This window comes from Dyadobacter sp. CY347 (assembly GCF_021502655.1).
Classification (GTDB): Bacteria; Bacteroidota; Bacteroidia; order Cytophagales; family Spirosomataceae; genus Dyadobacter.
Window position 1 is genome coordinate 57,526 of the sequence record NZ_JAKFFT010000010.1, and the last position, 25,782, is coordinate 83,307.

Genomic DNA, 25,782 nt, shown 5'->3' on the forward strand with positions numbered 1-25,782 from the left:
TTTCAAGCTGAGCCAATTTCCGCACGGATTTTCGCTGCCAGCGACGCCAATTCTTCTTGTGTAGTTTGTATTTTCTTCGAGAAATCAGCATCAGCCATGCTGTTCAGCGGAAGCAGGTGAATGTGTGCATGCGGCACTTCCAAACCAATGACTGTCAAGCCTATACGAAGACAAGGAACTGTGTTCTGTAAGGCAGGAACAATGCTTTTTGCGAATAGAAAAAGCTCTGAAAATTCCTGGTCGTCCAAGTCGAAAATGTAATCCACCTCTCTTTTCGGGATCACCAATGTATGTCCGGCTGTGATCGGGAATGCATCAAGGAATGCGAGAAAGTTATCTGTTTCAGCAATTTTATGACTGGGAATTTCACCCTCAACAATTTTAGAAAATATAGAAGCCATCAGAATATCAATTAAATATCGTTTAGTTGAAGAACAGCGCAACGGAGCGCACCATATCTTTCCCCAAATAAGTAATTAAAAACTGAAAAGTACTTAATATTGTGTTCCAAAACTTTAACATTAAGAATATGAATTTTACGAATTGGCGTGCTTTCACTAAGGCAGGCGTGGTTGCATTATTTTCACTGGCTTTGATATCAAACACCGCTGAGGCGCAAGACAAAGGTAAATGGGTGAAGCTATTCGACGGCAAAAGTTTGAACGGCTGGCATAGCTGGCAGTCGGATAAGGTGTTACCACAATGGAAAGTGGAAGATGGCGCTATTGTTCTTGCAGAAAAAGGCGGCAAGGATCTTGTAACCGACAAAGAATATGGCGATTTCGAACTGGAATTGGAATGGAAAATTTCAGAATCAGGAAACAGCGGCATCATTTACCATGTAATAGAAGATAAAAAATATTGCTGCCCCTACTCCACCGGCCCGGAAATCCAGATCCTGGACGATGAAAAGCACCCGGATGCAAAAGCCGGAAAAGCAGGAAACCACAAATCCGGATCACTTTATGATATGTTGCCACCAACAGACTTTGCTGCTGTAAAACCAGCTGGTCAGTGGAACAAAGCGAAAGTTGTGATCAAAGGAGGCCGTGGCGAAAGCTGGCTGAATGGCAAAAAAGTAGTTGACTTCCCTGCACAAGGCGGCGAATGGGACAAGTTGGTTGCCGACAGCAAATTCAAAACCTGGGAAGGTTTCGGTGCTTCTTCCAAAGGCAAGATCGCTTTACAAGATCACGGAAACAAGGTGTCTTTCAGAAACATCCGGATTAAGGAGCTATAATAACTGCTCGTAATCCACAGTTTTAGACCAATATTCGCGGCTGTAAATGCGCCGGTAAGGCCAGTTTTTCTGCTGCAAAAGAAGGGGTAAATAAGCGTGCGGTTCTTTTGACGATTTGCTGTAATGATACAAATCATCGTCTGTCAGGATCAAACCTTTATAAACCCCTTCTTTTTTTATGGTTATGTCGCCGAACGGCAATTCCTTTTCAAAATCAGCATGCTGCTTCACCAGCTTGTCTTTCAGCAGCCAGTCTGACCTGAATTTTCCTGTTGCCATTGGCGCGGGCACAAATTTACCTTCCGACACATTCAGCGCATATTCAAGATAATCTTTCAGGATTTTAGGGCCTGCATTTGCGGTTTGGTCCGTTTGGAGTTGAGAAGGCCATAAGCTTGTTACAAAATAAATCCGCTCTCTGGCCCGGGTTACGGCCACATTAAGCCGGTTTTCACCACCTTGCATATTCAGGCTGCCAAACTGCATGGAAACCTTCCCTTTTTCATCCGGCGCATATCCCATAGAAAAGATAATAATGTCGCGTTCGTCGCCCTGCACATTCTCAATGTTCTTGACAAACAAGTCTTTAAAAAACACATTATCTCTTTCCAGAGCATCCTGAATGGCATTTTGCTGGTAAAAATTAAATGTCACGACGCCGATGCTCTTTCCGGTTTCTCCTAGTTCTTTAATCAAAGAAACAACCTGCTCAATTTCAACGAGGTTAATGTTGTGCTTCCAAACCCCATCCATCTTAATATATTGAATCCCAGGCTGATCATTATTAATTCGGGCAAAATCCGGAAGTAAGCGTAGTGTGTCTTTGTAAAAATTCCGGTTAGAAAAATCGATCAGATCGAGTGAAAGGCTGCGGTAATGTCCTGTAAGCTGATACTGGTCAAGCGATTGCGCTGCCAGATCCAGCAATGATTCGATTTCAATGGCAGCTGTATATTCTTCCTCCTCTGCCTTTTCCTCATAGCGAATTTTATATAAGTCACTCGGAGACAACTGCTTACTATCCCCGGTTACTACAACCTGAACTCCCCGATATGCCGCTGGCAATCCATATTCTGCATAACATTGCGAAGCTTCATCAAAGATCACAAGATCGAACAACGCGGCCTGCATCGGGAAAACCGCGGAAACGGCTTCCGGCGACGCCATCCAGCACGGAATGAGTGAAAAAACCTCGTCTGTGTAGCTTTCAAGCAACTTCCTGATCGGCCAGATCTTCCGTTTCTTGGTTACCTGGTGCCCGAGCTCGCGATAAGTGACGCGATTACCAAGCCGGTTTTTCTCGATATCCTCGTAAGTCGCCTCCCTAAGCTTGATCCCTGTGATATCTGTGCTCAGCTTCTGTTTTTCCGTGATGCTATCCTGCAAGCTGGTCTCCCATTGTTTCATTTTCAATGAGGTAACCGAGCGTAAATCAGGAAATTTGCTCTCTATATGCTCAATCCAGGCCAGCCTGATGCCATTTTCAAAAAGGTTGACAAACTCTTCCGAATTGCTATGTCCGAGATCTTTGCTTTTTTCAATGATAATTTGAGTAACCGTTTGCTCGGCGGCGCTCATATTTTCAGTCAGGTCGTCCATGTCAACCATTGAATCGAAATCTTTGGCTAATGCTGCGGATAACTGCTGGCTGAAAGTATCTGGCTGTTCAAGCAATCTCCGGATTTGCTGAGGCAGTAAGAAAGGCGACATAGCAGCCTCCAATTTGCTCCAAACGGCGATCCAGGCGTTCAGCTCATGCATTCTTTGATTGAATATCTCATGATTCCCAGTCTCAGTGGCAATGTGCTTCAATGTTGAAAACCACGGATCAAATGTCGCTCTAACAGCTGCATCAGCCGCCGCTTCTGCTTTTTGGAAGAAAGAAATGTATTGCGCGCCAACATTATCTTCACTCGGATCAATATAAGAAACGTCGAAATTCAAATGCTTGTTTGTAAGCCATCCTTCAAGTTCGATCCTGTTTTTAAGTTTGATTTCAAGCTTTGAAAGATCATCTAATGAAGTTGAAAGACCATTTTTCTTAGCAACTTCTTCCACTTCCCTCTTTTCCTTGCCAAACATATTCCACCAAAGGCCCGAAACCGTCGAGCTGTTTGCTTCGATCGATTTCCTCAACGATTGCAGAAACGTGGGTAATTCTGACGTCGGCAAAGAAAATTCAATGCCATCCTCAGCCAAAAACCCTTCCAGCACATCCGTAGTTTGCCGGATGAATGCAAGCCGTTCATGGCCACCCGTGGAGGAAATGTATTTCTTGAAAAGATTAAATGTCGCCGCATTAGAAATGAGCGCCGCAATGTCGGTAAGCCGTTCACTAATCTCCCCTTTCCTATCCAGGTAATCGAGCGAAAAAGGCTGGCTGGTCAAGCGCTCAAATTTCTGCGTTTGTCTTGAAAACACGGTCGGCCATTCCAAGAGCATTTCTTCCATGCTACGCAGCTCGCTCATTCCAAACTTTGCGAAGCTTTTGCGTTTGACCCAGGGATGATCGCCGGGGAAATGCCAAACATATGTACTATACGTCTTCAATTTCCTTCGGAACTGATCCAGATCATCCATCCGAAAAGATCTGTAATGCCCCTTCATGTCAACTTTCGGAGCTGTTTGATCGCTTTTCAGGTAGAGTTCTTTAATGCTCACGCCACATTCCGTTTCATCAAATAATGCTTCACGAAATGCGTTCAGGTCCTGAACTGTGCGGTCAATCGCCCGGCTTTGCTGGGTAAACTGCCTTTCCAGGAAAACGGCGTCAAGACTGTAATTCTGCTGCTTATATGCTTCAACGCGATCTATTTGCGAAGCCAACTGTCTGTATAAGCCAGGGCGGTCGTTCTTAAAATCATGGATCAGGCCTACAAAATCGGTCATACCAATGGTTTGGAGCCTTTGATAAACCACATCCAGCGCGACACGTTTTTGACAAACCAGCAAAACCCGCTTTCCTCGCGCGGCAAAATCGGCCATCAGGTTACAGATAAGCTGCGATTTCCCGCTCCCTGGCGGCCCCTGCACCACAACCGATTTCCCTGATTTCACAGCCAGAATGATCTCTTCTTGCGACTGGTCCACCGGAAAAGGCGTTAAAATCTCCTCTTCCCGGACTGTTTTGTTTTGAACTGGCAGGTCTAACACGTCCATTTGCTCCTCCAATTCCGTTTGGTCTTCTGAAAGCAATGGAATTGAGAAAGTGGCATCCTGCGTGTTTTCCAGCAGCAAATTATAGTCCGGCACAAGATAGGATCCGGCTTGCGGGAAAATCCCAAGCACTGCTTCCGGGAAGAGTTTCAGCTCGCCATTCCGCTCATTGGCAGTGAGTTCAGAACTTTTCTGTGCATTAAATGCAATGAGCTTGTCTTCGAAAAGATCCTGGTTGAAGTTAATTTTAAGCGGCGTGGTCTTCAACCATTCATATAAATGCGTCCTGAATTCCCGAAAATCAACGGGAAAATCCTCAAAGGACTTTTCAAGAACTTCATCCGTTATAACCGCCTCATTGAAATGGGCATAAGCGAGCGCAAAACTTGAATTAAGGATCACATTACTCTCCGGCACTTCAAAAAGGCACCATTGCTCCCGATCCATTTTTAAAGTGACCGGAAAAAACAAAAGCGGCGCATGAATGGGCGTCCCGTCGGAGAGTTTCCCTTTTACAAACGGATATCCCACATACAAATCACGCGATCCTCTTTCCTCCTCAATGAATCGCTCCGTACGCGCAATCTTCCGCAACTTTTTGCTGGTTTCATTCACCTTTTCAAACCGTGAATCCGCCACATCACAAAGCGCAATGCGCGATTTCCCGGAAATCAGCTGCCTGATAAGCTCAATTGCTGGCTTTTCCAGTAAAAAATCAGTTTCATGCAGATCAAGGAACTGCTCCGAAGGCAGGCCGGATAGCAACAACGATTTGTTACGCGTACTAAGGTTGGTAAGTCGTTTTAAGTAAGCTTTAAGAATGCGATTCATAGATACTCAAACGATCCTGATTGCTTAACTATTGGATTTGGCGTGGTTCCGTCTTTTTCTCAGGAATTACAACAGAAGCAAGTACGCTCACTGCCAGAATGCCCAGAATTACGTAAAGTGAATAAACCGTCTCGAATCCAAGATCTTCCAATTGGGAATGGAAGAGCATTTTCCCACCAATAAATACAAGCAGAACCCCCAATCCGTATTTCAGGAAGCGGAAAAGGCCCATAATGTTGCTCAGGAAAAAGAACATGGAACGAAGCCCCATGATCGCGAAAATATTGGAAAAGAAAACGACGTAAGGGTCTTTTGTAACAGAAAAAACCGCCGGAACCGAGTCCACAGCAAAGATAAGATCGGTGAATTCGACGATCAGAACAACTACAAAAAGCGGTGTTACCAGCCATTTTCCCTTTTTCAAAACAAAGAAATGCTCGCGGACATATCTTGGGAAAACGGGTAAATATTTCGCCGCGAATTTCACCACCGGATGTTTGGCCGGATCAATTTTCTCGTCTTCGCCAGCTTCAAAGAAGATCTTGCCACCTTGGTAAACCAGCAGCAAACCGAAAATATAAATGATCCATTCGAACCGCTGCATTAATGCCGAACCCAGGAATATGAAGATAAAGCGCATGATAATAGCGCCCAGAACACCCCAGAAAAGCACTTTTTTGTAATACTGCGGACGAACGCCAAATGAGGAAAATATTAGTATGATCACGAAAATGTTATCAACCGAAAGCGCATATTCGAGCAGATAACCCGTGATAAATTCCAGGGACATATTTTTCCGGTAGATTTCCAGGCTCCCGTCGAAATCTCCGGGAATGAGTTTTAGATGCGGCGCGTATTTGTCTTTGACCGCTGACAGGTCAGCAAAGTTCTCCATCCCGTGCACCAGATCACCATGCGTGTTAATGATGACATAGAAAACGAGCGCCAGAAATATCCAGGCAACCGTCCAGGCGGCAGCTTCACCGAATTTTACAACATGGTCTTTTTTATTAAAAACGCCCAGGTCCAGAAGCAGCATTACGCTGATCACCAATATGAACCCGCCAAAAAACAGAACTTCGTTGGAAAACATGAATAATTATATTTATTATTTAAAATCGACCCAAAGACATGATCATGCAAGAAAACATTAATCTATGCAATCCTGTCAAAGGAGGCAAAGGTAATTAAAATATAAAGTGCTAAAATTAAATAGGACGGGCGGCATAAAAATTATGCGAAGTCCGCCAAACCTTTAAATAAAAACTAATCAATTTCTAATGTAGCGAGCAGCCATTTTTATGCTGTTTAAAAAAAAATGCGTCCAGTATCAATTGAGTAACAATTTGTTAATAAAATGTTGAGATTTTTTTGCTAAATATTTTTTACAAAAACTTGCGTCACATACTCGCTGTGCCTACATTTGCACCACCATAATCAAAAACGGTTATGCGAAAGTAGCTCAGCTGGTAGAGCGCGACCTTGCCAAGGTCGAGGTCGCGGGTTCGAACCCCGTCTTTCGCTCAGAGGTTAAAGCACCGGAAACGGTGCTTTTTTTCTCTCTATGCCATCTTAAATGGCGGATGCCGGGGTGGTGGAACTGGTAGACACGCAGGACTTAAAATCCTGTGAGCCGAAACGCTCGTACGGGTTCGATTCCCGTCCCCGGTACTGATTATCAAGAGGTTATACATTCAATTGTATAACCTCTTTTTCGTTGGTACAACATAGGTACAACAAGTGATTATATATTGAATGCACTGAACTTTGTGTATCAAGACCATCCCTCTTACCAGAAGTTCCTTCCTATGAATCTGAGTTCAATACTTAATCTTTCCGATCTTAGTCTGTATAAATTGCATGCAGCCCGATACAATGGCTCTCACGAACCATTGGACGTTTTTTTGAGAAGTAGAGCAGAGTGGGATCAGTGGAATAGCTGGCAGGGAAATAAGAATGAATTTACACGCGACACAATTTTATCACTGATAAAGTTTTACCCGGAGCCAGATACTTGGTTATTCGGCGGTTTGTATCAAGTGAAAAGCCGTTCCCCGGAAAAAAATGCCCACAGCTATGAAATCCAGAAATTAGACCAAGGGAAGGAATTGATTGGGAGACTAAAGCTGACTGGTCCGCTGCCCCGTGGAAGAGCTTTTCACCTAGAAAATGTTTATAATCGTCTAACCGTATCAGAAATCCTTAAGAATACCTACAATGGAGAAAGTTTTTGCGGTTATGAGAATGTAAGTATTGATTTCACTATGCTTGAAATAATTTATCAGAATGGTCGAATAGACTGGCAGACTGCTCTGACAAATGTCAAAGGTATATATCTTATCGCAGACAAAAAGAACGGTAAAATTTATGTCGGATCGGCTACTGGTGAGATTGGTATATGGGCCCGTTGGGGCAGCTATATTAGTACAGGTCATGGGTGGAACAAAGAATTAGTCGAACTCGGTGATGTCTCTTTATCATATGCTCGTGAAAATTTTCGACTAACATTGATCGAATGCTGGCCGTTTAAAACAGATGATGACATTATCCGCACGCGTGAAAGCTTTTGGAAGGAAGCAATGTTAACAAGAGAACATGGCTATAATTCAAACTAATGTTAATGACGATCAGCTAGAAGTTGTTGCAGAAAAACAGTTGATTACAACTATCCTTAATTGCATTTATTAACGCACTCGGTCTTATGCAAGTAATCTGTCTCGAAGAGGCTGCCTTTTATACTTTAGTAGAACAGGTTGTTGACCGTCTCAAAGAGGGTCATTCACAGCGTATAGAAAAGTGGATTACTGACGAACAAGCCATGCAACTCATGAATATCAAGTCTAAGACCACGTTACAAAAATTACGTGACGAAGGAAAAATCCGCTTCTCACAGCCGCAAAAGAAAATTATCCTATACGATCGCGACTCAATTGAAGCTTATCTGAACAACAACGCACGCAAGACATTCTAACGATGGAAGACGAAAAAATTGATCCTGCGTATCTCAAAGGCTTTAACGACAGCTATTTGATTGCTGAGAATATGCCGGACCTCTCGGAAAAGATCTCCAAGGTCGAAGGCAATAGCCAGCGTCTGCAAGGAATGCGTGACGGTCGTCAGCAATATTTGTCCGAACAGCTCAAAAGCAAGCTGCCCTCTTGGCTCAAAAACGAAAAAGTAAGCACTAATGCGCCATCGCCTTCAAAAGATATAACCCGTGGAGTTGATCCGCCTTCAAAATAGCCTACTCTTTTCCAGGAATTATCCCTTTATCAGGCGATTTTCCTGGTTCTGGTGAATTCTGTTCCTGCACTTTGGTATAACTCAGGCTCTGCGTAAATCGTGCTGACATAGAAAACGGTTTTTCTTCCTTCTTAACAAATGTCTCTTGTATAGGTGGGGATGATCTTTCCTCGTTTTCCTTTGCCTTATAATCTGTCCTACGCTTCAGCATATAGTCCTGTGAGTAGTTCAGGTCCTTTGACGCTTTCTGCAATCTCTCCATTTCTTTGTCGGACTTACCCTCGAATGCATTGGGGTTCATCCTGTGAAACGTTGCCTCGCGCAACTGCTTGGCGGTTTCATCATCTAAACCGAGTGCGTCAATCTCACGCTCAACCCGGACGCTGATGCCAGCTTCAATTTCAGATTTTTGCTTTTCCAAATCATACACAACATTGACCGGGTTGGTTTGCTTTGCCGTCTTCAAAAAACTTGGCGGGTTATAGCGGGGCACATGTGGGTCGGGCTTTTTGAATTCCCGTGGCGTTGTATCCAGCTGCTTATCAATCAGTTCGGCCTTTTTCCTGGCCTCGTTGACGAGCTCTTCGACGTATTCCAAATTCTCAGGAAAGGGGTGTTGTTCCTTTCGTTTATCATCCTTGTTTTCCATGTTTCAGCGAGATTAAATGCTTGACATTTTTCATGCATTTGTTAATATGAAAAAATAATATTTTGACACATGTTTTATGGAGTCTTCGCATGAAATACGAAGAACACCTTCTCAATAACGTCCATGGCGAAGACGAAAAGCGTCTTGATGACGCTTGGCAGCAACCCTTTGACGATAACTACGATGGCGCAGTGAGCTGGAAAAAACTTATTACCCCTGCCCTGCCTACCCAAAAACCTCTTGACTTAGCTTCTATCTACAAACCTGAAAGCCTGACCTCCATCGTGAAGCAAGTTTCTTTCGGACACTTCCGATCATACTTTATCTGGAAACATTAAGCGAACATTTGGCAAATCTCCTCACAGTCAGACAGCCAGCCTGAAAGTAATTATCCGGTCACTTATTTAACGGTCAAAATAATATCAGCCGAATCCAATATTTTGTAGAAATATTCCTCCTCTCATTCTTATTGACTTATGAACTCGTTTGATCTTGATCAGCCGATTATCGAGCTTGCCTCGCCTACGGAGCGAAATTACTGGACAATCCGCCACGCTGTCGAAGGCGTTCAAATATTTGGCGGCATTGGTTCTGGTAAGACGTCCGGCTCTGGCCGCATGCTGGCTTTGAAGTATTTAAAAGCTGGTTTCGGAGGACTGGTACTCACCGTCAAACCGGATGAAAAACAATCCTGGGTGGAATACTGCCAGAAAACCGGACGGAGCAATGATCTGATTATCCTTGAACCGGGTGGACGTCACAGTTTTAATTTCCTGTCCTATGAATCCGCTCAATCTGGTGGCGCTTCTTCCCTGACAGAAAACCTTGTTGACGTTTTAAAGACTGTTATTCGTGCCGGTGAACAGCAGGACAAGGGAAAAGGCGATGATCCATTTTGGGAGACAGCGTTGGACATGCTAATGTTTAATGTCATCGACCTATGCCAGATCGCCTATGGAAAGGTGACTGTTAAAGACCTTTACAACGTAGCCCAGACCATTCCAAAGAATATTGAAGATCTCAAATTAAGCAGTGAGGAAAACGCTAAATACTTTCACAAGGCATTTGAAGCAGCCAAAGAGCGGGTCAACCAGCAGGTGGAAGAATGGTATTTGACACTGTCACATGAAGATCAGGAACGTATGCAAGATGAGCTTGCCATGGAGACAGAACTTCTCGAAGCTATTCCAAGCGCCCGGTTGTTCAGGTTCATCGATCAATTCTTTGTCGAAAATTTCATCACTCTGACCGACAAAACACGCTCCATCATCGATTTCATTTTTTCTGGATTTCTCTTTCGTCTTTTACGGGAGCCTGTCTATTCTATGTTCTGCCGCCACGAGCTTTCGACCGTAACCCCCGAGGATTCGCTTCGCGGCAAGATCATCCTGATCAACCTGCCCGTTAAGATTTATCATAAAGTCGGGCGGGACTGTCAGATCCTTTTTAAGTATTTATGGCAGCGTGCCATGGAAAAACGTGACATCGGCCGAAACGACCGCCCTGTGTTTCTATGGGCAGATGAGGCACAAAACTTCATTCATGAAAAAGATGCAGATTTCCAAGCGACCGCTCGGAGCAGTCGGGTTTCGACAGTGTATATATCTCAAAACCTGCCAAACTATCTGGCGTCCATGGGCGGGCAACACGGAGAATACAAGGTTAAAAGCTTTTTGGGAACGCTGGCGACTAAGATCTTTCACGCAAACGCAGATATTGAAACCAACAAATATGCCTCTGAGCTTATTGGTGACGCCTTCTTTGAAGACCATGGGGATAGCGTGACCTATGCCAAAAACTTCTCTCATTCACATTCAACATCGTTCAAGCTCGAACGTGTTGTCCGACCGGAGGAATTTGTTCGACTACGCACCGGGGGTCCTAATAACAAGTTCTTTGTCGAAGGCTACTTACACCGGCAGGGTGATGTCATCTTCAAAGGGCAAAACCATATCAAAATGCTCTTCCAGCAGAATTATCAACCATAACCTTAATTTACAAACCTAACTCTTTATTTATGAAGAAGAACCTCTATTACAGAAGCGTCCTGAGGCGGCGTAATGTTATCAAAGAATTCTTTTTTGATTTTTTTCTGGCTGCCTGTTCGAAGCCCAGGTTATTACTAGAAGTGTTCATCCGCAGGAATATGGGTGAACGCTATTTCTCTTTATCCACTGCCATATTGTTTACGGTCTTCCTGGCTGTCATGCCAGTTGCTAAGAGCTTGGGCTTTCATGCGCTCGCCAGGTTTGGTTATGGCCGTCCATTTGATATCTTTTATTTTTTGATCCATGACCTGACCTGGTATTTGTTTCTGGCTGGTTTTATCGCAATGTGCATTGACCGGCAGCTTGAGATCAAAACTCTGCCTTCTGTTTTTGATTTCGGTCGGTATAGCCTGTCATCAGGCAATATCCGTCCGATGTTTTTGAACTACCAACCCTTTCTGAAACCGCTCTCGATACGCACGATTGAGACCATTGTTGAGCCAGGATTCTTCCTGCTTATCGGACTAGGACTTTGGCTGTTTGGACAAACTGTCGGCCCTCTCATTGTGGTATGCAGTATCTTTTATTCGTTAGGCTACTTCGCTGCTTATTATCGCGGCGACAACTTTGTCATGGATCAGATCGACGAGATGATCTTCAACGAAGAGCTTACATCGGCGTTCATCGAAGGCAGGAGCCCCAGTGAAACCAGAGGTGTTAACTACTATGGACGCAAGCCAGCCGACCCGGAAATGCGACGCAAGATGGCCGAAAATTTTATTGACGATACAAATATTGCGGTGGCGTTATGACATCCTAAGCTGTGCTTAGGGAAGACGTCTGATGCAAGTTTGTTTAACGACATTACAGTTTCACCCAGCACAGCTAATCGCACCTCGTGAACACAGCTTCTTTAACGGTGATGTTTAACGCGGACGGTTTATCATTACTCTATTTAGAAACACCAGAGCAGGACATAAATCTCGATGTAAGATCATTGTATGATACGAATGATCCAGAGCAGCAATGCTGCCCATGCCAAAGCATATTTCAAGCAAGCCTTGTCCAAAGCTGATTATTATATCAATGATCAGGAGCTGAATGGTCATATCCAGGGCAAGCTTGCCGAGCGACTTGGTTTGACAGGGATAGCAACACAGGAGACGTTTTTTGCCTTGTGCGAAAATGTTCATCCGGTCACAGGGGAGCATCTAACTCCTCGGACAAAGGATGAGCGGACAACGGGCTATGACATTAATTTCCATTGTCCAAAGTCAGTGTCAATACTGCATGCCTTATCCAAGGATGACCATCTACTGAAAGCCTTTGAAGCAAGCGTCAAGGCCACGATGGACGATATCGAAACGGACGCTAAGACCCGGGTGCGCAAGGGTGGTCAGTATGATGATAGGCAGACCGGAGAGCTCCTTTGGGCAGACTTTACCCACCAAACCGCACGACCGGTCGAAGGGCACCTGCCCGACCCCCACTTGCATGCTCACTGCTTCGTGTTCAATGCGACTTGGGACGAGCAAGAGCAGCAAGTAAAGGCCGGGCAGTTCCGGGACATCAAACGGGACATGCCTTACTATCAGGCACGTTTTCATAAGCATCTATCTGACCAGTTGATGGATCAGGGCTATGGCATCAGGCGCACCGATAAGTCCTTTGAAATTGAAAATGTGCCTGATCGTGTGATTGACCTGTTTTCCAAGCGGACAGATGAAATTGGGCGGATCGCAAAAGAAAAGGGAATTACAGATATTGACGAATTAGGCGCTTTGGGTGCCCGCACCCGTGCCAAAAAGCAAGCGGGTGTAGGCATGGATGAACTTAAAGCTGACTGGAAGCGCCAGATACATGAGCTTGGACCCGAAAAAGAAGGTATTTCAGAGCGACCTATCCGTCATGCACCGGAACAGCTGAGAGAGATTAAACATGTCAAGGACTGCGTTGATCATGCCGTTTTGCATGGTTTCGAGCGGGCGTCGGTTATTCGGGATAGGCGATTGCTCGAAAGCGCCTATCGCCAGAGTATCGGCGAGCGGACGATCAGTCTTGACGCTGTAACAACCCACCTGAATGGAGATAACCGCCTGATCGGTGTCAACGATCAGGGCCAAACCCTGCTCACCACGAAGGCTGTGCTGGCTGAGGAGCATCACATGGTGAAGCTTGCTAGGGCTGGACAAGGCAAGCTGAAGCCTTTGTACGCGAAGGCTCCTGAACTCAAATTGGATGGTCAACAAGGTGCTGCCGTCTCTCATGTCTTGACGACAACCAATCGGGTTTCAATTATCCGTGGTGCAGCCGGTTCCGGCAAAACCACGTTAATGCGGGAAGCCGTTAAACATATCGAGAGTGCTGGCAAGACGGTGACAGTTGTTGCCCCGACCTCGCAAGCCTCCCGAGGGGTGCTTAAAGAGGAAGGCTTTGAAGATGCCGAAACCGTCTCGCGGCTGCTGGTTGATAAAAAAATGCAGGATAAAATCGCCGGGCAAGTGTTGTGGGTGGATGAAGCCGGGTTGCTCGGAACCCAGGATATGACGGCACTGCTGGAACTGTCCACCAAGCAGAACGCTCGCCTCATTTTAGGCGGCGACACCAGGCAGCACTCGTCCGTTATTCGCGGTGACGCGCTGCGCATCCTCAATACGGTCGGTGAGATTAGAACGGCTGAGGTGAGCAAAATTTACCGCCAGCGAAATGAAGACTACCGCAAGGCCGTTGAAGACCTTTCCAATGGTGACGTGAAAAGTGCTTTTGAAAAGCTTGACCATATGGAAGCTATCCAGACCATCGATCCGCTGAAGCCAAATGAAGTCCTGGTAAAGGATTTCACTAACACGATAAAAAACGGAAAGACCGCTCTTGTCATTTCACCTACTCACCGGCAAAGCGAGGATGTTACCGGTGATATCCGCAAAGAACTGAGACGCGAGGGTGTCTTGGGAAAAAAGGAAATTACAGCTACACGCCTGGTCAGCCGTAATTTAACCGAGGCTGAAAGAAGCGACTGGCGCAATATCGATGTCGGCAATGTTATTCAGTTCAATCAAAATGTGGAAGGTATTCAGCGCGGCAGTCGCTGGAAAGTCGATGACAGCAATGAAAATCACATCCATATCCGCAACAGCGCCGATGAAACGCAGATGCTTCCGACTGGCAAAAGCGCACTTTATGATGTTTACAGAGAAAAATCACTTGATCTTGCCAAGGGCGATCTTGTGCGCATAACCCGCAACGGTTTTGATGATCAGAAAAAACGGCTGAACAATGGTCAACTTCTACAAGTGACATCTGTCAAGAAGAGCGGTGATATTGAACTACTCAACACGACAAGTAAAGCCAAATACAAGATTGATCAGAATTTTGGGCATGTAGCTCACGCCTATTGTATTACCTCACATGCAAGTCAGGGTAAAACGGTTGATGAAGTGTTCATATCGCAACCGGCTGCAACGTTTCCAGCAACGGATGCCAAACAGCTTTATGTGTCCGTGTCTCGTGGACGTGACCGGGCACGTATTTATACCGATGACAAAGAAGAACTGCTTTCCTATGCCCAGCGGCTCGGTGACAGACAATCAGCGTTGGAATTAATACAACGGCGAAAACAGGTCGAAGAAATCGCCCGCGACAATGTCCGGCGCGAATTACAGCAACAGATGCAAAAAACAAAGGTGCCTGTCCCGGTCAAAAAGCCCAAACAAACAACCAAAGACATAGATTATGAACCAGGCATTTAAAACACGGTTCGACCAGATGCGGGAGAGCAACCCCGCTAAAACGGAAATGGAGCCGGGAGACATTAATGTCCATACTAATCCGCTGTTCCATTCTGTAGGCCATGCCCGCAATTTATGCATGGTGTGGCCGGACGGACGTCAGTCCTTCTTTAATTACGCATATCTGGTGTCGGCAGACTTTGTGCCGGGCGAGGAGATGAACACGATCCGATTGGGGTTTTCGTCCCAGGACGTAATAATCAAAGGGTATGGGTTGGAAACGTTGTTTGTACAATTGCTTGACCATCTTCCCCGGATCATTACAGCAGTTGATAAACGATACATACCGGCAGAAACGGGTGGTGAAAGTATTGTTATGAATATTAAAGTTGAGACATCAGGAGGATAAAAAGCCGGGCAAATTGCTTGCCCGGCAGGGATATTATTTGCTTCTAGGTTTATTTTTTCTGATGACCATTGGGGTTTGCCCACTGGTGCTATCCACTAAGATGTTAAGACCGGTGCCATCTTTGTGTTCCCAGGCGACTCCGACTTTCATCCATTCTGGCTTGTCATTGCCGGTATCCTTCAAGAAGTAGACGTTATGTGTTGGGTATTTCTTTTGGTTTTGGTTTCCGGTTGTCATCAATAATCTCCTTTGTTGTGTTGTTGATGATGGAAGCAAAAATAGTGGATAAGAACGTGACAGCTCCCCGAAGCGAAGCGGAGTCGAAGATGATTTTTATGGAATAGAAATCAGGGATAAGCGCAAGCACGGGCGTTCCGCTATGCTGACAGCATATATCGGCAGACCAAACAAAGGAGGTTTGAGCTTAACCGAAATCAATTGGCGAAAGGTCTTCCACACATCTTACTCCTATGAAGGTTGAAGACTACGGACATATTCAACGGCCTTTTGAGCATGGGATGCTGCTGAGAAGATTAACCGTTTGTCGTCTTTCAAGGCTTTGAGCCAATGTTGAATATAGGCGGCATGCCGTTCTTCCGGCATCGGTTCGAAACCAAGAAATGCTGCCAGAAAGCAAGCGCCGATTTCTGCAACCAATTCTTCTTTCGCGTATCCTTCATCTCCGAACTGTTTACGTCCCAGATCACGGTTCAATCTTGTTGGATGTTTTGTCCAATGGGTAATCTCATGCGCTAGAATTGCGTAATAATCTTCAATTGTTGTGAAGCTTTCTACCGGTGGCATTTGTATTCGGTCAGACAATTGAGAATAAGATGCTTCGCGTCCTGTATAGATGTCAGCTTTTGTATGAGCGAAGAATTCTTCCAGTTCAGCAACGCGCTGGGGACCATTATCCGTCTTCAGCTCTGGTGTCGTATAAAATTGATCAGGCAATCCATTGATCTGCGATGCGTTGAAGACGGTGTAGGTCTTTAAAAATGGAATCTTTTTGGTTTCAGATTGACCGTCCTTGCCCTCTTCTTCTCTGATTAAGTGGTCAGCATAGACGATCTGTGTGCCCTTCTCACCTTTGATAACAGAGCCCTTCATGTCTAAGGCCTGATTGAACGTCATCCAGTGTGATAACGGATAATTTCTCTCGGCAGCTGTTGCCCAGAGTAGAATGGTGTTGATGCCAGTGTACGGGATATCATTCCAGCGAACGGGCAGATTGACAGTTGCCGACATATTCTGTGAATTCCAGGGCTGACGCCAGGTCAAATTTCCCCGTTCAAGATCAGCCATGATTTTATTAGTCACACGAGAGTAGATGTCAGTTTGTGTTTGAGGTTCTTGGATCATTGCTTGCTCCTATTCGATGTTTCAAAATGGTGGGCGTGGAATTTGAAGTTTCTATGCTCTTCCGATGTCAGGGTTCTGTGATGGAATAATCCGGTGAGCTAGCGAACAAACGGCAAGAATTTTGGATGGGCGGGGAATGGCGAAGCCAGGCGAAAATTCTTGTTGGTGCAGTGAGCGGCACCGGATATCATCAGCGACTTAAACCCTGATACCGGAGAGAATGAAACCAGACGCCAAACCTATCGGTTTGACATTGGTCTAGTAGGAGATGACATTGCCACATGCCACTCATTGACATCTTTGTGCGGTGCATAAAGATTATTCATGCGGATATGCTGAATATCCTGCTGAGTCTTCAAGAATTCAGATAGAAGACGGGTCACATTTGCTCCGGATTGGTCATTATCCATCCAGGTATAAGCTACGCGATAGCCGTAATTGTGAATGTAGGGAAAGGCTTTGGATAAGCAGGCAATGGAATTGAGAATGATGCTGTCACCGTTTAGGTAATCATTTCCAAGTCTGCTTACGGCAGAAAGATAATCCATGAAACCCTCAAAGACATGTATATGCTGGGACGGTGGATTATCCCCTCGTACAAAACTTATGGTCTTTGGTTTAGTGCTGCCTTTAAAAAATGGATTACGTAATTCATATCCGCCGTCTTCATTCTTGAAACCAAGAGCGAAAAAGTTTTTACCAGACGCTTTATTTTGGAGCTGGACTTCTTGTAGATGTTCCTTTGCAATGTTGAGATCAATATTTCTTTGGCCTAGATATCGGATTAACGCCAAATGTTCAATTTGTTTTGATGATTTTACTATAAGCGGTGGGTCGGTGATTTCATGCTTGTCCAGAAATTGTATCGGTGGAATGGTGATATCATTTGTCGCCATATTTCTGATCCAGCGCAAGGCATCTGATGTTGTGCAGTCTTCCTTGCTGGCTCTTAAATAGTGACGTACAAAATCAACAAGATCGCCGCCAGCCGCTTCTCCATAGTCGTACCAGCTGTTTGTTTTCAGGTAGACCCAAAAACTTGGTGTCTTTTCGTTACGTAGTGGCGAGAGATACAAGGCTTTATCGCCACTAAGACGTTTTGGATGCCTGTCAAGCTTTGCAAGAATTTCAGGCATAGGAATAGCTTTGGCATGATCAATGTTCATGTCAGTCTCCGGGCAAAAAAGGGAATGGAGTTAGTCTGGTTTAAGAAGTGCGGCTATCGCTTTACAAGGCGCTGTTCGAGAAATTTATCGATATCAGAACGTCGATAACGAACTGCGCGACCGACCTTAATTGGTTTAAGATCATAGCGTTTTGTGCAGTCCCAGACTGCGAGGGTTCCGGGTGATACGGCTAGATATTTCGCAGCCGTTTTTCGATCGAGCAATACTTCACTGTTTGTATCCTTGGTCATGATAATCTCCTGGGTGGGTGATTCTCCTTGAATGAATAGACATCCATAAATAGGAATATATTCATGATACAGGGAATTAATACCTAAGAGCAACCGAAAAGTGAATACGTTAACAAAGGATAAGAACGGAGAATTTCCATTCAGCGCAGTTACAGAGTTTACGAAATAGGAAAAGAAATGCGGCACCAGTGCGGCACTAAGCTTTTTAAGCTCAAAGTTAGATGTATCTAAGTGCTTGGAATAATTGGTTGCGGGGGCCAGATTTGAACTGACGACCTTCAGGTTATGAGGGAGATTTATACAATTTCCACCGAGTTTAATCATCATATTTTATTATTAATACTCAAGTACTTATTAGGCGAGATTTCCTTTTCGTGCTACACTGGTTTATATACAATTTAACCCAGAATGCGGCACCAGCGCGGCACCAGAAAATGTCAGTCAGATTTACAAAACCTTTTTTTGAAAGCCTTCCACTTCCCTCAAAGGGGCGTAGATACTTTCACGATGATAAGGAAAAAGGCTTGTCTGTATATCAGACTGCCAATGGCGTAATTTCATTTTACACTCGTAAACGGGTAAAAGGAAAAGACGCAAGAGTGTTTATTGGGCAGTATCCAGATATATCAATAGAAAATGCCCGAAGAAAAACGGCGGAACTTAAAGGCCTGATCGCAACAGGGAAAGACCCTCATGAAGAGAAACAGGTTGAAAAGCGTAATAGTCAAACCTTTGGGAATCTGTTCGATGAGTACATGACACGTTATAGTAAAAAACACAAAAAATCGTGGAAATATGACGAAAGAGAAATCAATAAGTTTTTGGCTCAGTGGTTCAATAAGCGCTTAACAAGCATTAACCGGCTGGATGTTCAAGTATTACATGAGAAAATTCATCATAATAGCGGCCTCTATCAAGCTAATCGCATTCTTGAGCGGATCAAGGGAATGTATAACAAGGCAATTGAGTGGGGTTGGCAGGGGCAAAACCCTACCATCGGAATAAAAAAATACAAAGAAAAGAGCAGAGATCGATTTGTTCAGCCATCGGAAATGCCTTGCTTGATCCAGTCCTTAAACGAAGAAGAAAATACCACAGTAAAGGACTTTTTCTGGTTACTACTTCTCACCGGGTGCCGGAAAACGAATACGTTAATGATGCGCTGGGATCAAATTAATTGGGAAAAAAGTGAGTGGCGTATTCCTGATTCCAAAAATGGAGAGCCTCTATTTATTCCACTAACAGAGCGAGCCTTTGAAATATTAAAATTTAGATATTCCTCGTCGGAGAGTGCCTGGGTGTTTCCTCAAGAGCTCGACAATGAAAAGCATTTTGCCGATCCTAAAAAGGGTTGGAAGCGTACTCTTCAAAGAGCAACATTCTATCTTTGGTTGCGCCACGAAAAAATAGGTGACTGGCTTTTAGGAATAAGAGATGAGCTCCCTCACCTCTCTCCTCAAATGCTGTTCAAGGAGGCTGTCGAACGAGCAAAGAGAGAAAGATTAGAGTTGCCGGCTGGCCTTCTGGATATACGTATGCACGACATTCGCCGCACTTTCGGAAGCTATCAGGCAATTACTGGTGCTAGCCTTCAAGTAATTGGCAAAAGCTTGGGTCATAAATCCACCCAAGCTACTCAAATATATGCCAGATTAAATTTAGATTCAGTTCGAGGCTCTGTTGAAAAAGCTACGGAAGCGATGTTTCAAGCAACCGAACTGCTGCCAAAATAATTGCTAATCTCGGACCTCTCCCACGTCGATAAAAGTTCGCACAAAATCTAATATTTTGTTCAAAATGCGATCACCAATCTTTTTTCGCTGAAGTAAAGACGGCCGACCAGTTTTTAACAATAACAAGATTTCATCTCGAATAGGCTCTCTTTCCGCAAAGAGATAATCTTCAATTAGTTTTTGAGTTCTGTATGCATCAAGATTCTCTTCCTCGACTAGCGCATTAAAAGATTTCACTTGTTCACCCTGCCAGAACTCATCGAACCGATCGCTAATTTCGCTTACCTCATCAATGAAGGGCAGATTCTCATCTATAAATTTTTCAATTAAATCTTTTTTACTACGTAGTTGCACTTCCGAACCTAATAACTGTTCAATCTCTCTACGCTTTCTTTCCTGGTCCAGGGGTTTAGCAAATTTCAAGCCTGCTAAAAGTTTCAGAATATATGTGACGTTGATTTCATCGCGATGAATAAGCTCTAGTTCGAAATCAACTTCCTCAAGGATGGATACTTTTTCTTTTGATTGATTGAATTTCACCTTATCATGTAAATCTAGATATTTACTTTTGAAATCTTCAAAAGTCTGTTGGGAGATTTCTAGTTCCTTCCATGAGAAATCTGCAAAGGATTCAAGTACGTTCTTAATTCTGATTAAATCTCGAAAAGCATTAACAAACCTGAGTTCATCCTCCTCACTAACTAAATCATTTACACTATTTACAGTCGGCGTAATCTTGAATAATTTTTCTAGGGCCACATTAAATTTATCAACATAATCTTCGAAAGGTCCTATGATGATCTCTTCGATAGCATCTTTATTGCTGAAAAGCGTAATTGCTTCATCCGTCGCCTCTTTTAGATTACGAAATACAACAATATTGCCCTGTGATTTCTGCTCATTTAAAATACGATTTGTACGAGAATATGCCTGGATCAACCCGTGGTATTTCAGATTTTTGTCAACATACAAAGTATTAACCTTTTTGGCATCAAAACCAGTTAAAAACATATTTACCACAAGCAGAATATCAATCCGATTGGCATGTATATCTGGGCTTTTTTCACGATCTTTCAATTTTTTAGAGAGGTCATTGTAATAATTGTAAAAAGATTGCGAATCTTTGGTGGAAAATTTTGTACCAAACATGCCATTATAATCATCTATGTATTGATCTAGCTTTTCTCGGCTGTGAATGTTAATTGTTGGAGATAAAGCAGGCGTATCTAAGAGTTCTGTCGACTGATCAAAAAGGATGGATTGATCGTTAATAGAAGGATTTTGATCATCTCGTATCATTCCATCCGCATTTGCATCCGCTTCATTGTCTACATAGCTGAATATTGTTGCAATTTTCAAATCGTGCAGCCCTGAAACTTTTCTTTTCTGAAATAAATCATAGTAACGTATTAGTGATTCTACACTGCTGACACAAAACATCGCTGAATAATCTTGGTTGTGTGTTTTACGAGCATGATGTGCAAGAATGTAGTCTACAATTTTTTCCGAACGTTTTGGAGAATCCATTAGTTCTTTTGTGTCGATGTCATCTACCTCGAAATCAATTTCATTGTCAGTTCCATCTTTACGTTTAAATTTACCGACATATTCAATTGAGAACCGCAATACATTTTCATCACGAATGGCATCAGTAATGACGTACTTGTGCAAACATTCATCGAATAGATCTTTAGTGGTCCGTCTTCCCAATTCATTCTTAACTGAATTATCTGCAAAAATTGGTGTGCCAGTAAAGCCAAATAATTGGATGTTGTTAAAAAATGCTTTGATTCGATTATGAGTTTCTCCAAATTGCGAACGATGACATTCATCGAAAATGAAAACGATCCGCTCATCTTTTAGCCCACTCATTTTGCTCAAATGATACTTTTTACTGATAGCAGCGTTGAGCTTCTGTAGTGTCGTCACAATCAATTTAGTATCATCTGTAAGCTGTGTCACCAAATCACGGGTATTTTCGGTGGCGTCGACACTACCTTTCTTGAAACTGTCAAACTCTCTTGTGGTCTGATAATCCAAGTCCTTCCGGTCGACTACAAACACAACTTTCTTTACTTGTGGCAAGCTAGTCAGTATCTGACTGGCCTTAAACGAGGTCAAAGTTTTTCCTGAGCCAGTTGTGTGCCATATATACCCACTTCTAGCACCTCCATGACTGGGAGAATTTTTTACTCGCTCAATTAATGCCTCAACCGCATAAAACTGATAAGGTCTTAATACCATCAAAATTTTATGAGTTTCATTCAGTACGATGTATTTACATATCATCTTAGAAATATGACATGGCTCCAAGAATGAATTTGTAAAACCGTTCAGAATATTTGTAAGGCGATTATTGTCCCTGTCTGTCCAATAAAAAGTTTGCTTGAAAGACTGGTTTCGATTATTCGCGTAATACTTTGTGTTAACACCATTACTGATTACAAACAGCTGCACATACTGAAACAAAGCGGCCCCTGCACCAAATGAATGCCCTTGATAGCGATTAATTTGATTGAATGCCTCTTTGAGCTCTAGTCCTCTACGTTTAAGTTCAATTTGAACTAACGGCAAGCCATTAATCAAAAGAGTGACGTCATAGCGATTCTTGTATTTACCCTCCATTGTCATCTGCTGTGTCACCTGAAATAAATTTTGACACCAATGATCAGTATTGAGAAATTCGAAGTATAGACTATCTCCGTTATCCCGAACTATATGTTGCTTTTCCCGAAGGGTTTTTGCTTTTTCAAATACCGATCCCTTACTCAGCAAATTAAGAATTTTCCCAAACTCATCATTAGACAGCTGAATTTTATTGTGTTTTTCAAGCTGGATTTTCAAATTAGCTAAAAGTTGGCTCTCCCCTCGAATTTCAACTAGGTCATAGCCCATACTTTGAAGCTGATTAACCAATTGCTCTTCGAGAACTTGTTCTGGTTGTTTTGACATTAGATTGTTCAACTTTAATTTCCTTAACTAAGATGAGGATTAAACGAACATCTGCTGAAGAAGTCCCCGTTTCCACGTTTCCATTTTTCCGATTTTAGCTTCAGTATGTTTAATCTTATTATCTATGATTGATAAGAAATTTGAGATCTTTCTCTGTTCATCCATACTTGGCATATTAAATTCAATTTTTAAAAAATCATCCTTCTTCAAAACCCTGTTTCTTCCCGCACCACCAGGTGAAATAAGCTCCAATGCATTTTTGAAAAGATTATTCGGATATAAGTATCTAAAGAAATCTAATAGTAAAATTTCATTATTGCAGAGATAAGTGGGGAAGCGGTGGGATACCAATCCACCCTCATCGTCTTCAGTCGCAATCGCAACAGCACCTTCCCATGCAAATGTAATATTGACGATCAAATCATTTTTTTTTACTTGGTATAAAATGTCCATTTCGATCTTACTTGGATCACTATCTAATCTCTGAAATGTCCCTTTGAAATGACTTCGTACGCCTAATGCCTTGTAGTTGTCTGTTGGTTTTGCTACCGGCCTAGATACTAAACTAAACAAATCCCCTAACTTCTTTCTGTCCCATTTAGCAAATTCTTTACCATCATCATCTTTAAACCGAATTTCGTTTGAAAAAATCCGGTGCATCATTCCATTTTTGTAATCTGTCAACAAGTCCCTTTCTTTTTTTAACCAACTAATTTTCTGATTAATTTTCGAAAGGAACAATGAAACTTTCTCTTGCTCCGGTACTGAAGGTATCCATATTCTATCACTTAAAACTTGTAAATTATTGACCTTCATGTCATTTTTAGCACCCTTTTTAACGAGGGGTCTCAGATATGCATTTGTATTTTCATCCAACGAAAAATAGTGATCTAAGTAAGCCCCAGAAGCCTGCTCATTGATCACTTTATAGACTGCGTACAATGTCGATACTATGCCTGAAACTCCCTTATTCACCTTTATTATGCCGTAGGGATTTGCTCTAAGGGGACTTTTAGTGTAGACGATATCACCATTTTCCACTACATGGTAATTATGCACAGATTCACCAGCATAGCTTCTACCTAAATGCTCAATCTGATTCACTATCCCGAATTCACCGGAAACAGACAAAACATCCTTTTTCCCAAATTTAAGGTGAGTATTTCTTTGCTTGGCTTCCCGCAAAAGCATATTAAGCTCTTTATGTTCCCATGTGCCACTAAATTCTTTGAATCGAATCTTTGGCTTTTTTATATCTAAACTCATGTTTCTATTTTTTCCGTTAATGATGTGTAGAACGATCTGATCGCAAAATACTAATTCACCACACTTTAATTTAATTTAAAAAGGCTTCTCAATTCCTAGTTCTTCGCAAAACGCAGCCAGCTCAATATCTGTATTTATCATATCCTTCTCCAATTTCCTGAGTTCAATAGCGATACTATTTACGTCGATTTTCTCTTCTGCTTGAAAAGTATCAACATAGCGAGGAATATTAAGATTGAAATCGTTGTTTGCTAAGCTTTTCGTAGATATCACTTTACTGTACTTTTCAATTTCAGCTCGGCTACGGTAAGTGCTTATTATTTTTTCAACATCCTCGTTACGCAAAGCATTTTGAGTTTTCACTTTCTCAAAATCACGACTAGCATCTATGAATAAAATATCATTCGGATTCTCTCTGCACTTTTTGAAAACTAAAATACACGTTGGAATACCAGTTCCATAGAAGATGTTTGATGGAAGGCCTATTACAGCATCGAGATAGTTTTTTTCCTCAATTAAAAATCGACGGATTTGCAGTTCGGCACCACCTCTAAATAAAACACCATGTGGTAAAACAATTGCCATGCTACCATTTTCGGCTAGATGATGTATCATATGCTGCACAAATGCAAAATCTGCCTTGGTAGCTGGAGCAAGTCGGCCATATTGGCTAAAACGGTCATCTGTTAAAAATAATGGATTTGCACTCCAGTGAGCTGAGAAGGGCGGATTTGCGACTATGGCCTCAAATTGCAAGTCGACATGCTGTGGATGCTCTAAAGTGTCTTCATTTTTTATATCAAACTTTCGATAATGGACATCGTGAAGAATCATATTCATTCTAGCTAAGTTATAAGTTGTCGGATTTCGTTCCTGTCCATAAAAACTACTGACATCCTTTACTTCTTTCGCAACACGTAACAACAAAGATCCGGAACCGCAGGTTGGGTCATAAACAGATCGCAATTTCTCTTTTCCGGTCGTGACTAGCTTGGCTAGTACCATACTGACTTGTTGGGGAGTATAAAATTCCCCCGCCTTTTTTCCTGCTCCGCTTGCAAACTGAGAAATCAGATACTCATATGCGTCACCAAGTACATCTAATTCAGTGTCTTCTAATTTGAAATCTATTTTGTCCAGGTGGATTAACACTTTGGTGATTAATTCATTACGAAGTTCAGGTGTTTTGCCTAACTTACTACTTGTCAGATCCATATCTTCAAAGAGGTTATCAAAATCCTCTTCGCTTTCAGTCCCCATAGTACTGAGTTGGATATTGATCAAAATACGTTGCAACTCTTCAAGGATGAAGTTAGAAGCAGAATCCTCATCACTGCCATTATTGCCTCGTTTGGCTACTTCTCGGAATAATTCTGATGGCCTGAGAAAATATCCTAATTTGCCCAAGGCTTCTTCTTTCACGGCCATTAAATACTCAAGTCCGTCTTCTGTATCTTCTTTGATGTCTTTGTAAGCAATGCCATCTTGCTCAAGGATTGAGTTTGCATAAATTTCGATCTTCTCAGAAAGGTACTTATAGAAAATAAACCCTAAAATGTAATCTCTAAATTCGTCTGCATTCATCTTACCCCGTAGGGTATTCGCAATATTCCAAAGTTGCTGTTCAAGCACACGCTTTTGATCTTCGCTCATAATGTCTTCTTTTTCAATTGATTAAATAATAGATTCTCCACTTCGATGATATCAGATCTTCTGAATACAATGAAGACCCCTACCATGAATCTCAAAGTAACAACATTTTGATACTTTGATCTATGTTTTAAAATAACTCTATGGTTTGTCTACAT

20 protein-coding genes and 2 tRNA genes are annotated in these 25,782 nt (G+C 42.9%); 12 read left to right on the top strand and 10 right to left on the bottom strand.

Annotated elements, in window-relative coordinates:
• Nucleotides 1–2 precede the first annotated feature (2 nt).
• The gene (locus L0659_RS23230) at nucleotides 3–401 is read right to left on the bottom strand and encodes an HIT family protein (protein WP_235128971.1); all 399 of its coding nucleotides are present in this window, start codon (nucleotides 399–401) and stop codon (nucleotides 3–5) included.
• Nucleotides 402–529: 128 nt separating this feature from the next.
• Between L0659_RS23230 and L0659_RS23235 the strand changes: the two genes are divergently transcribed.
• Nucleotides 530–1,240, top strand: a complete 711-nt coding sequence (locus tag L0659_RS23235) for a DUF1080 domain-containing protein (RefSeq protein WP_235128972.1) — start codon at nucleotides 530–532, stop codon at nucleotides 1,238–1,240.
• Here L0659_RS23235 and L0659_RS23240 read toward each other — a convergent pair.
• Nucleotides 1,235–5,227 carry an AAA domain-containing protein gene (locus L0659_RS23240; RefSeq protein ID WP_235128973.1) on the bottom strand — a complete coding sequence of 1,331 codons (3,993 nt, stop codon included), beginning with the start codon at nucleotides 5,225–5,227 and terminating at the stop codon, nucleotides 1,235–1,237. The genes L0659_RS23235 and L0659_RS23240 overlap by 6 nt on opposite strands.
• Before the next feature lie 28 nt (nucleotides 5,228–5,255).
• Complete coding sequence (locus tag L0659_RS23245; RefSeq protein WP_235128974.1) at nucleotides 5,256–6,320, bottom strand: TerC/Alx family metal homeostasis membrane protein; 1,065 nt, start codon at nucleotides 6,318–6,320, stop codon at nucleotides 5,256–5,258.
• A 358-nt stretch (nucleotides 6,321–6,678) separates the two neighbouring features.
• On the opposite strand from L0659_RS23245, the gene L0659_RS23250 reads away from it, so the two are divergent.
• From L0659_RS23250 to L0659_RS23270, 5 genes are all read left to right on the top strand, one after another.
• Nucleotides 6,679–6,751, top strand: a tRNA-Gly gene (locus tag L0659_RS23250).
• Between the two features lie 61 nt (nucleotides 6,752–6,812).
• Nucleotides 6,813–6,898: transfer RNA gene (locus L0659_RS23255), tRNA-Leu, on the top strand.
• A gap of 233 nt (nucleotides 6,899–7,131) precedes the next feature.
• Complete coding sequence (locus L0659_RS23260; protein WP_235128975.1) at nucleotides 7,132–7,842, top strand: GIY-YIG nuclease family protein; 711 nt, start codon at nucleotides 7,132–7,134, stop codon at nucleotides 7,840–7,842.
• An 86-nt stretch (nucleotides 7,843–7,928) separates the two neighbouring features.
• On the top strand, nucleotides 7,929–8,198 hold the full coding sequence (locus L0659_RS23265; RefSeq protein WP_235128976.1) for a helix-turn-helix domain-containing protein: 270 nt from the start codon (nucleotides 7,929–7,931) through the stop codon (nucleotides 8,196–8,198).
• A 2-nt stretch (nucleotides 8,199–8,200) separates the two neighbouring features.
• The gene (locus L0659_RS23270) at nucleotides 8,201–8,470 is read left to right on the top strand and encodes a hypothetical protein (protein WP_235128977.1); all 270 of its coding nucleotides are present in this window, start codon (nucleotides 8,201–8,203) and stop codon (nucleotides 8,468–8,470) included.
• A gap of 1 nt (nucleotide 8,471) precedes the next feature.
• On the opposite strand, the gene L0659_RS23275 is transcribed toward L0659_RS23270, so the two are convergent.
• A complete protein-coding gene (locus tag L0659_RS23275; protein WP_235128978.1) occupies nucleotides 8,472–9,119 on the bottom strand; it encodes a hypothetical protein in 648 nt (215 codons plus the stop codon).
• Nucleotides 9,120–9,208: 89 nt separating this feature from the next.
• Between L0659_RS23275 and L0659_RS23280 the strand changes: the two genes are divergently transcribed.
• The 5 genes from L0659_RS23280 (at nucleotide 9,209) to L0659_RS23300 (ending at nucleotide 15,244) form a co-directional block, all read left to right on the top strand.
• Complete coding sequence (locus tag L0659_RS23280) at nucleotides 9,209–9,457, top strand: hypothetical protein (RefSeq protein ID WP_235128979.1); 249 nt, start codon at nucleotides 9,209–9,211, stop codon at nucleotides 9,455–9,457.
• A gap of 138 nt (nucleotides 9,458–9,595) precedes the next feature.
• Nucleotides 9,596–11,107 carry a type IV secretory system conjugative DNA transfer family protein gene (locus L0659_RS23285; protein ID WP_235128980.1) on the top strand — a complete coding sequence of 504 codons (1,512 nt, stop codon included), beginning with the start codon at nucleotides 9,596–9,598 and terminating at the stop codon, nucleotides 11,105–11,107.
• 29 nt (nucleotides 11,108–11,136) lie between these two features.
• Entirely contained in the window at nucleotides 11,137–11,919 is a 783-nt protein-coding gene (locus tag L0659_RS23290) for a hypothetical protein (protein WP_235128981.1), read from the top strand.
• A 198-nt stretch (nucleotides 11,920–12,117) separates the two neighbouring features.
• Nucleotides 12,118–14,856 carry a MobF family relaxase gene (gene mobF, locus L0659_RS23295; RefSeq protein ID WP_235128982.1) on the top strand — a complete coding sequence of 913 codons (2,739 nt, stop codon included), beginning with the start codon at nucleotides 12,118–12,120 and terminating at the stop codon, nucleotides 14,854–14,856.
• A complete protein-coding gene (locus L0659_RS23300; protein WP_235128983.1) occupies nucleotides 14,840–15,244 on the top strand; it encodes a hypothetical protein in 405 nt (134 codons plus the stop codon). Before mobF ends, L0659_RS23300 begins: the two co-directional genes overlap by 17 nt.
• A gap of 468 nt (nucleotides 15,245–15,712) precedes the next feature.
• On the opposite strand, the gene L0659_RS23305 is transcribed toward L0659_RS23300, so the two are convergent.
• The 3 genes from L0659_RS23305 to L0659_RS23315 form a co-directional block, all read right to left on the bottom strand.
• Nucleotides 15,713–16,549 carry a zincin-like metallopeptidase domain-containing protein gene (locus tag L0659_RS23305; protein ID WP_235128984.1) on the bottom strand — a complete coding sequence of 279 codons (837 nt, stop codon included), beginning with the start codon at nucleotides 16,547–16,549 and terminating at the stop codon, nucleotides 15,713–15,715.
• Between the two features lie 296 nt (nucleotides 16,550–16,845).
• Entirely contained in the window at nucleotides 16,846–17,772 is a 927-nt protein-coding gene (locus L0659_RS23310; protein ID WP_235128985.1) for a toprim domain-containing protein, read from the bottom strand.
• 53 nt (nucleotides 17,773–17,825) lie between these two features.
• A complete protein-coding gene (locus L0659_RS23315; RefSeq protein WP_235128986.1) occupies nucleotides 17,826–18,350 on the bottom strand; it encodes a helix-turn-helix domain-containing protein in 525 nt (174 codons plus the stop codon).
• Nucleotides 18,351–18,457: 107 nt separating this feature from the next.
• Here L0659_RS23315 and L0659_RS23320 point away from each other — a divergent pair, with 107 nt between their 5' ends.
• Nucleotides 18,458–19,756 carry a site-specific integrase gene (locus L0659_RS23320; protein WP_235128987.1) on the top strand — a complete coding sequence of 433 codons (1,299 nt, stop codon included), beginning with the start codon at nucleotides 18,458–18,460 and terminating at the stop codon, nucleotides 19,754–19,756.
• Between the two features lie 3 nt (nucleotides 19,757–19,759).
• Here the strand turns inward: L0659_RS23320 and L0659_RS23325 are convergent, their stop codons facing one another.
• The 3 genes from L0659_RS23325 to L0659_RS23335 form a co-directional block, all read right to left on the bottom strand.
• Entirely contained in the window at nucleotides 19,760–22,708 is a 2,949-nt protein-coding gene (locus L0659_RS23325) for a type I restriction endonuclease subunit R (protein ID WP_235128988.1), read from the bottom strand.
• Between the two features lie 39 nt (nucleotides 22,709–22,747).
• Complete coding sequence (locus L0659_RS23330) at nucleotides 22,748–23,974, bottom strand: restriction endonuclease subunit S (RefSeq protein ID WP_235128989.1); 1,227 nt, start codon at nucleotides 23,972–23,974, stop codon at nucleotides 22,748–22,750.
• Nucleotides 23,975–24,049: 75 nt separating this feature from the next.
• Nucleotides 24,050–25,627: a type I restriction-modification system subunit M gene (locus tag L0659_RS23335; RefSeq protein ID WP_235128990.1), complete on the bottom strand. Its 1,578-nt coding sequence runs from the start codon at nucleotides 25,625–25,627 to the stop codon at nucleotides 24,050–24,052.
• Nucleotides 25,628–25,782 lie beyond the last annotated feature (155 nt).

Bases quoted from the DNA above. Each gene is read 5' to 3' on its own strand.
- L0659_RS23230 (WP_235128971.1), bottom strand. From the start codon at position 401: ATGGCTTCTATATTTTCTAAAATTGTTGAGGGTGAAATTCCCAGTCAT.
- L0659_RS23235 (WP_235128972.1), top strand. From the start codon at position 530: ATGAATTTTACGAATTGGCGTGCTTTCACTAAGGCAGGCGTGGTTGCA.
- L0659_RS23240 (WP_235128973.1), bottom strand. From the start codon at position 5,227: ATGAATCGCATTCTTAAAGCTTACTTAAAACGACTTACCAACCTTAGT.
- L0659_RS23245 (WP_235128974.1), bottom strand. From the start codon at position 6,320: ATGTTTTCCAACGAAGTTCTGTTTTTTGGCGGGTTCATATTGGTGATC.
- L0659_RS23265 (WP_235128976.1), top strand. From the start codon at position 7,929: ATGCAAGTAATCTGTCTCGAAGAGGCTGCCTTTTATACTTTAGTAGAA.
- L0659_RS23270 (WP_235128977.1), top strand. From the start codon at position 8,201: ATGGAAGACGAAAAAATTGATCCTGCGTATCTCAAAGGCTTTAACGAC.
- L0659_RS23275 (WP_235128978.1), bottom strand. From the start codon at position 9,119: ATGGAAAACAAGGATGATAAACGAAAGGAACAACACCCCTTTCCTGAG.
- L0659_RS23280 (WP_235128979.1), top strand. From the start codon at position 9,209: ATGAAATACGAAGAACACCTTCTCAATAACGTCCATGGCGAAGACGAA.
- L0659_RS23285 (WP_235128980.1), top strand. From the start codon at position 9,596: ATGAACTCGTTTGATCTTGATCAGCCGATTATCGAGCTTGCCTCGCCT.
- L0659_RS23290 (WP_235128981.1), top strand. From the start codon at position 11,137: ATGAAGAAGAACCTCTATTACAGAAGCGTCCTGAGGCGGCGTAATGTT.
- mobF (WP_235128982.1), top strand. From the start codon at position 12,118: ATGATCCAGAGCAGCAATGCTGCCCATGCCAAAGCATATTTCAAGCAA.
- L0659_RS23300 (WP_235128983.1), top strand. From the start codon at position 14,840: ATGAACCAGGCATTTAAAACACGGTTCGACCAGATGCGGGAGAGCAAC.
- L0659_RS23305 (WP_235128984.1), bottom strand. From the start codon at position 16,549: ATGGCTGATCTTGAACGGGGAAATTTGACCTGGCGTCAGCCCTGGAAT.
- L0659_RS23310 (WP_235128985.1), bottom strand. From the start codon at position 17,772: ATGAACATTGATCATGCCAAAGCTATTCCTATGCCTGAAATTCTTGCA.
- L0659_RS23315 (WP_235128986.1), bottom strand. From the start codon at position 18,350: ATGATGATTAAACTCGGTGGAAATTGTATAAATCTCCCTCATAACCTG.
- L0659_RS23320 (WP_235128987.1), top strand. From the start codon at position 18,458: ATGTCAGTCAGATTTACAAAACCTTTTTTTGAAAGCCTTCCACTTCCC.
- L0659_RS23325 (WP_235128988.1), bottom strand. From the start codon at position 22,708: ATGTCAAAACAACCAGAACAAGTTCTCGAAGAGCAATTGGTTAATCAG.
- L0659_RS23330 (WP_235128989.1), bottom strand. From the start codon at position 23,974: ATGAGTTTAGATATAAAAAAGCCAAAGATTCGATTCAAAGAATTTAGT.
- L0659_RS23335 (WP_235128990.1), bottom strand. From the start codon at position 25,627: ATGAGCGAAGATCAAAAGCGTGTGCTTGAACAGCAACTTTGGAATATT.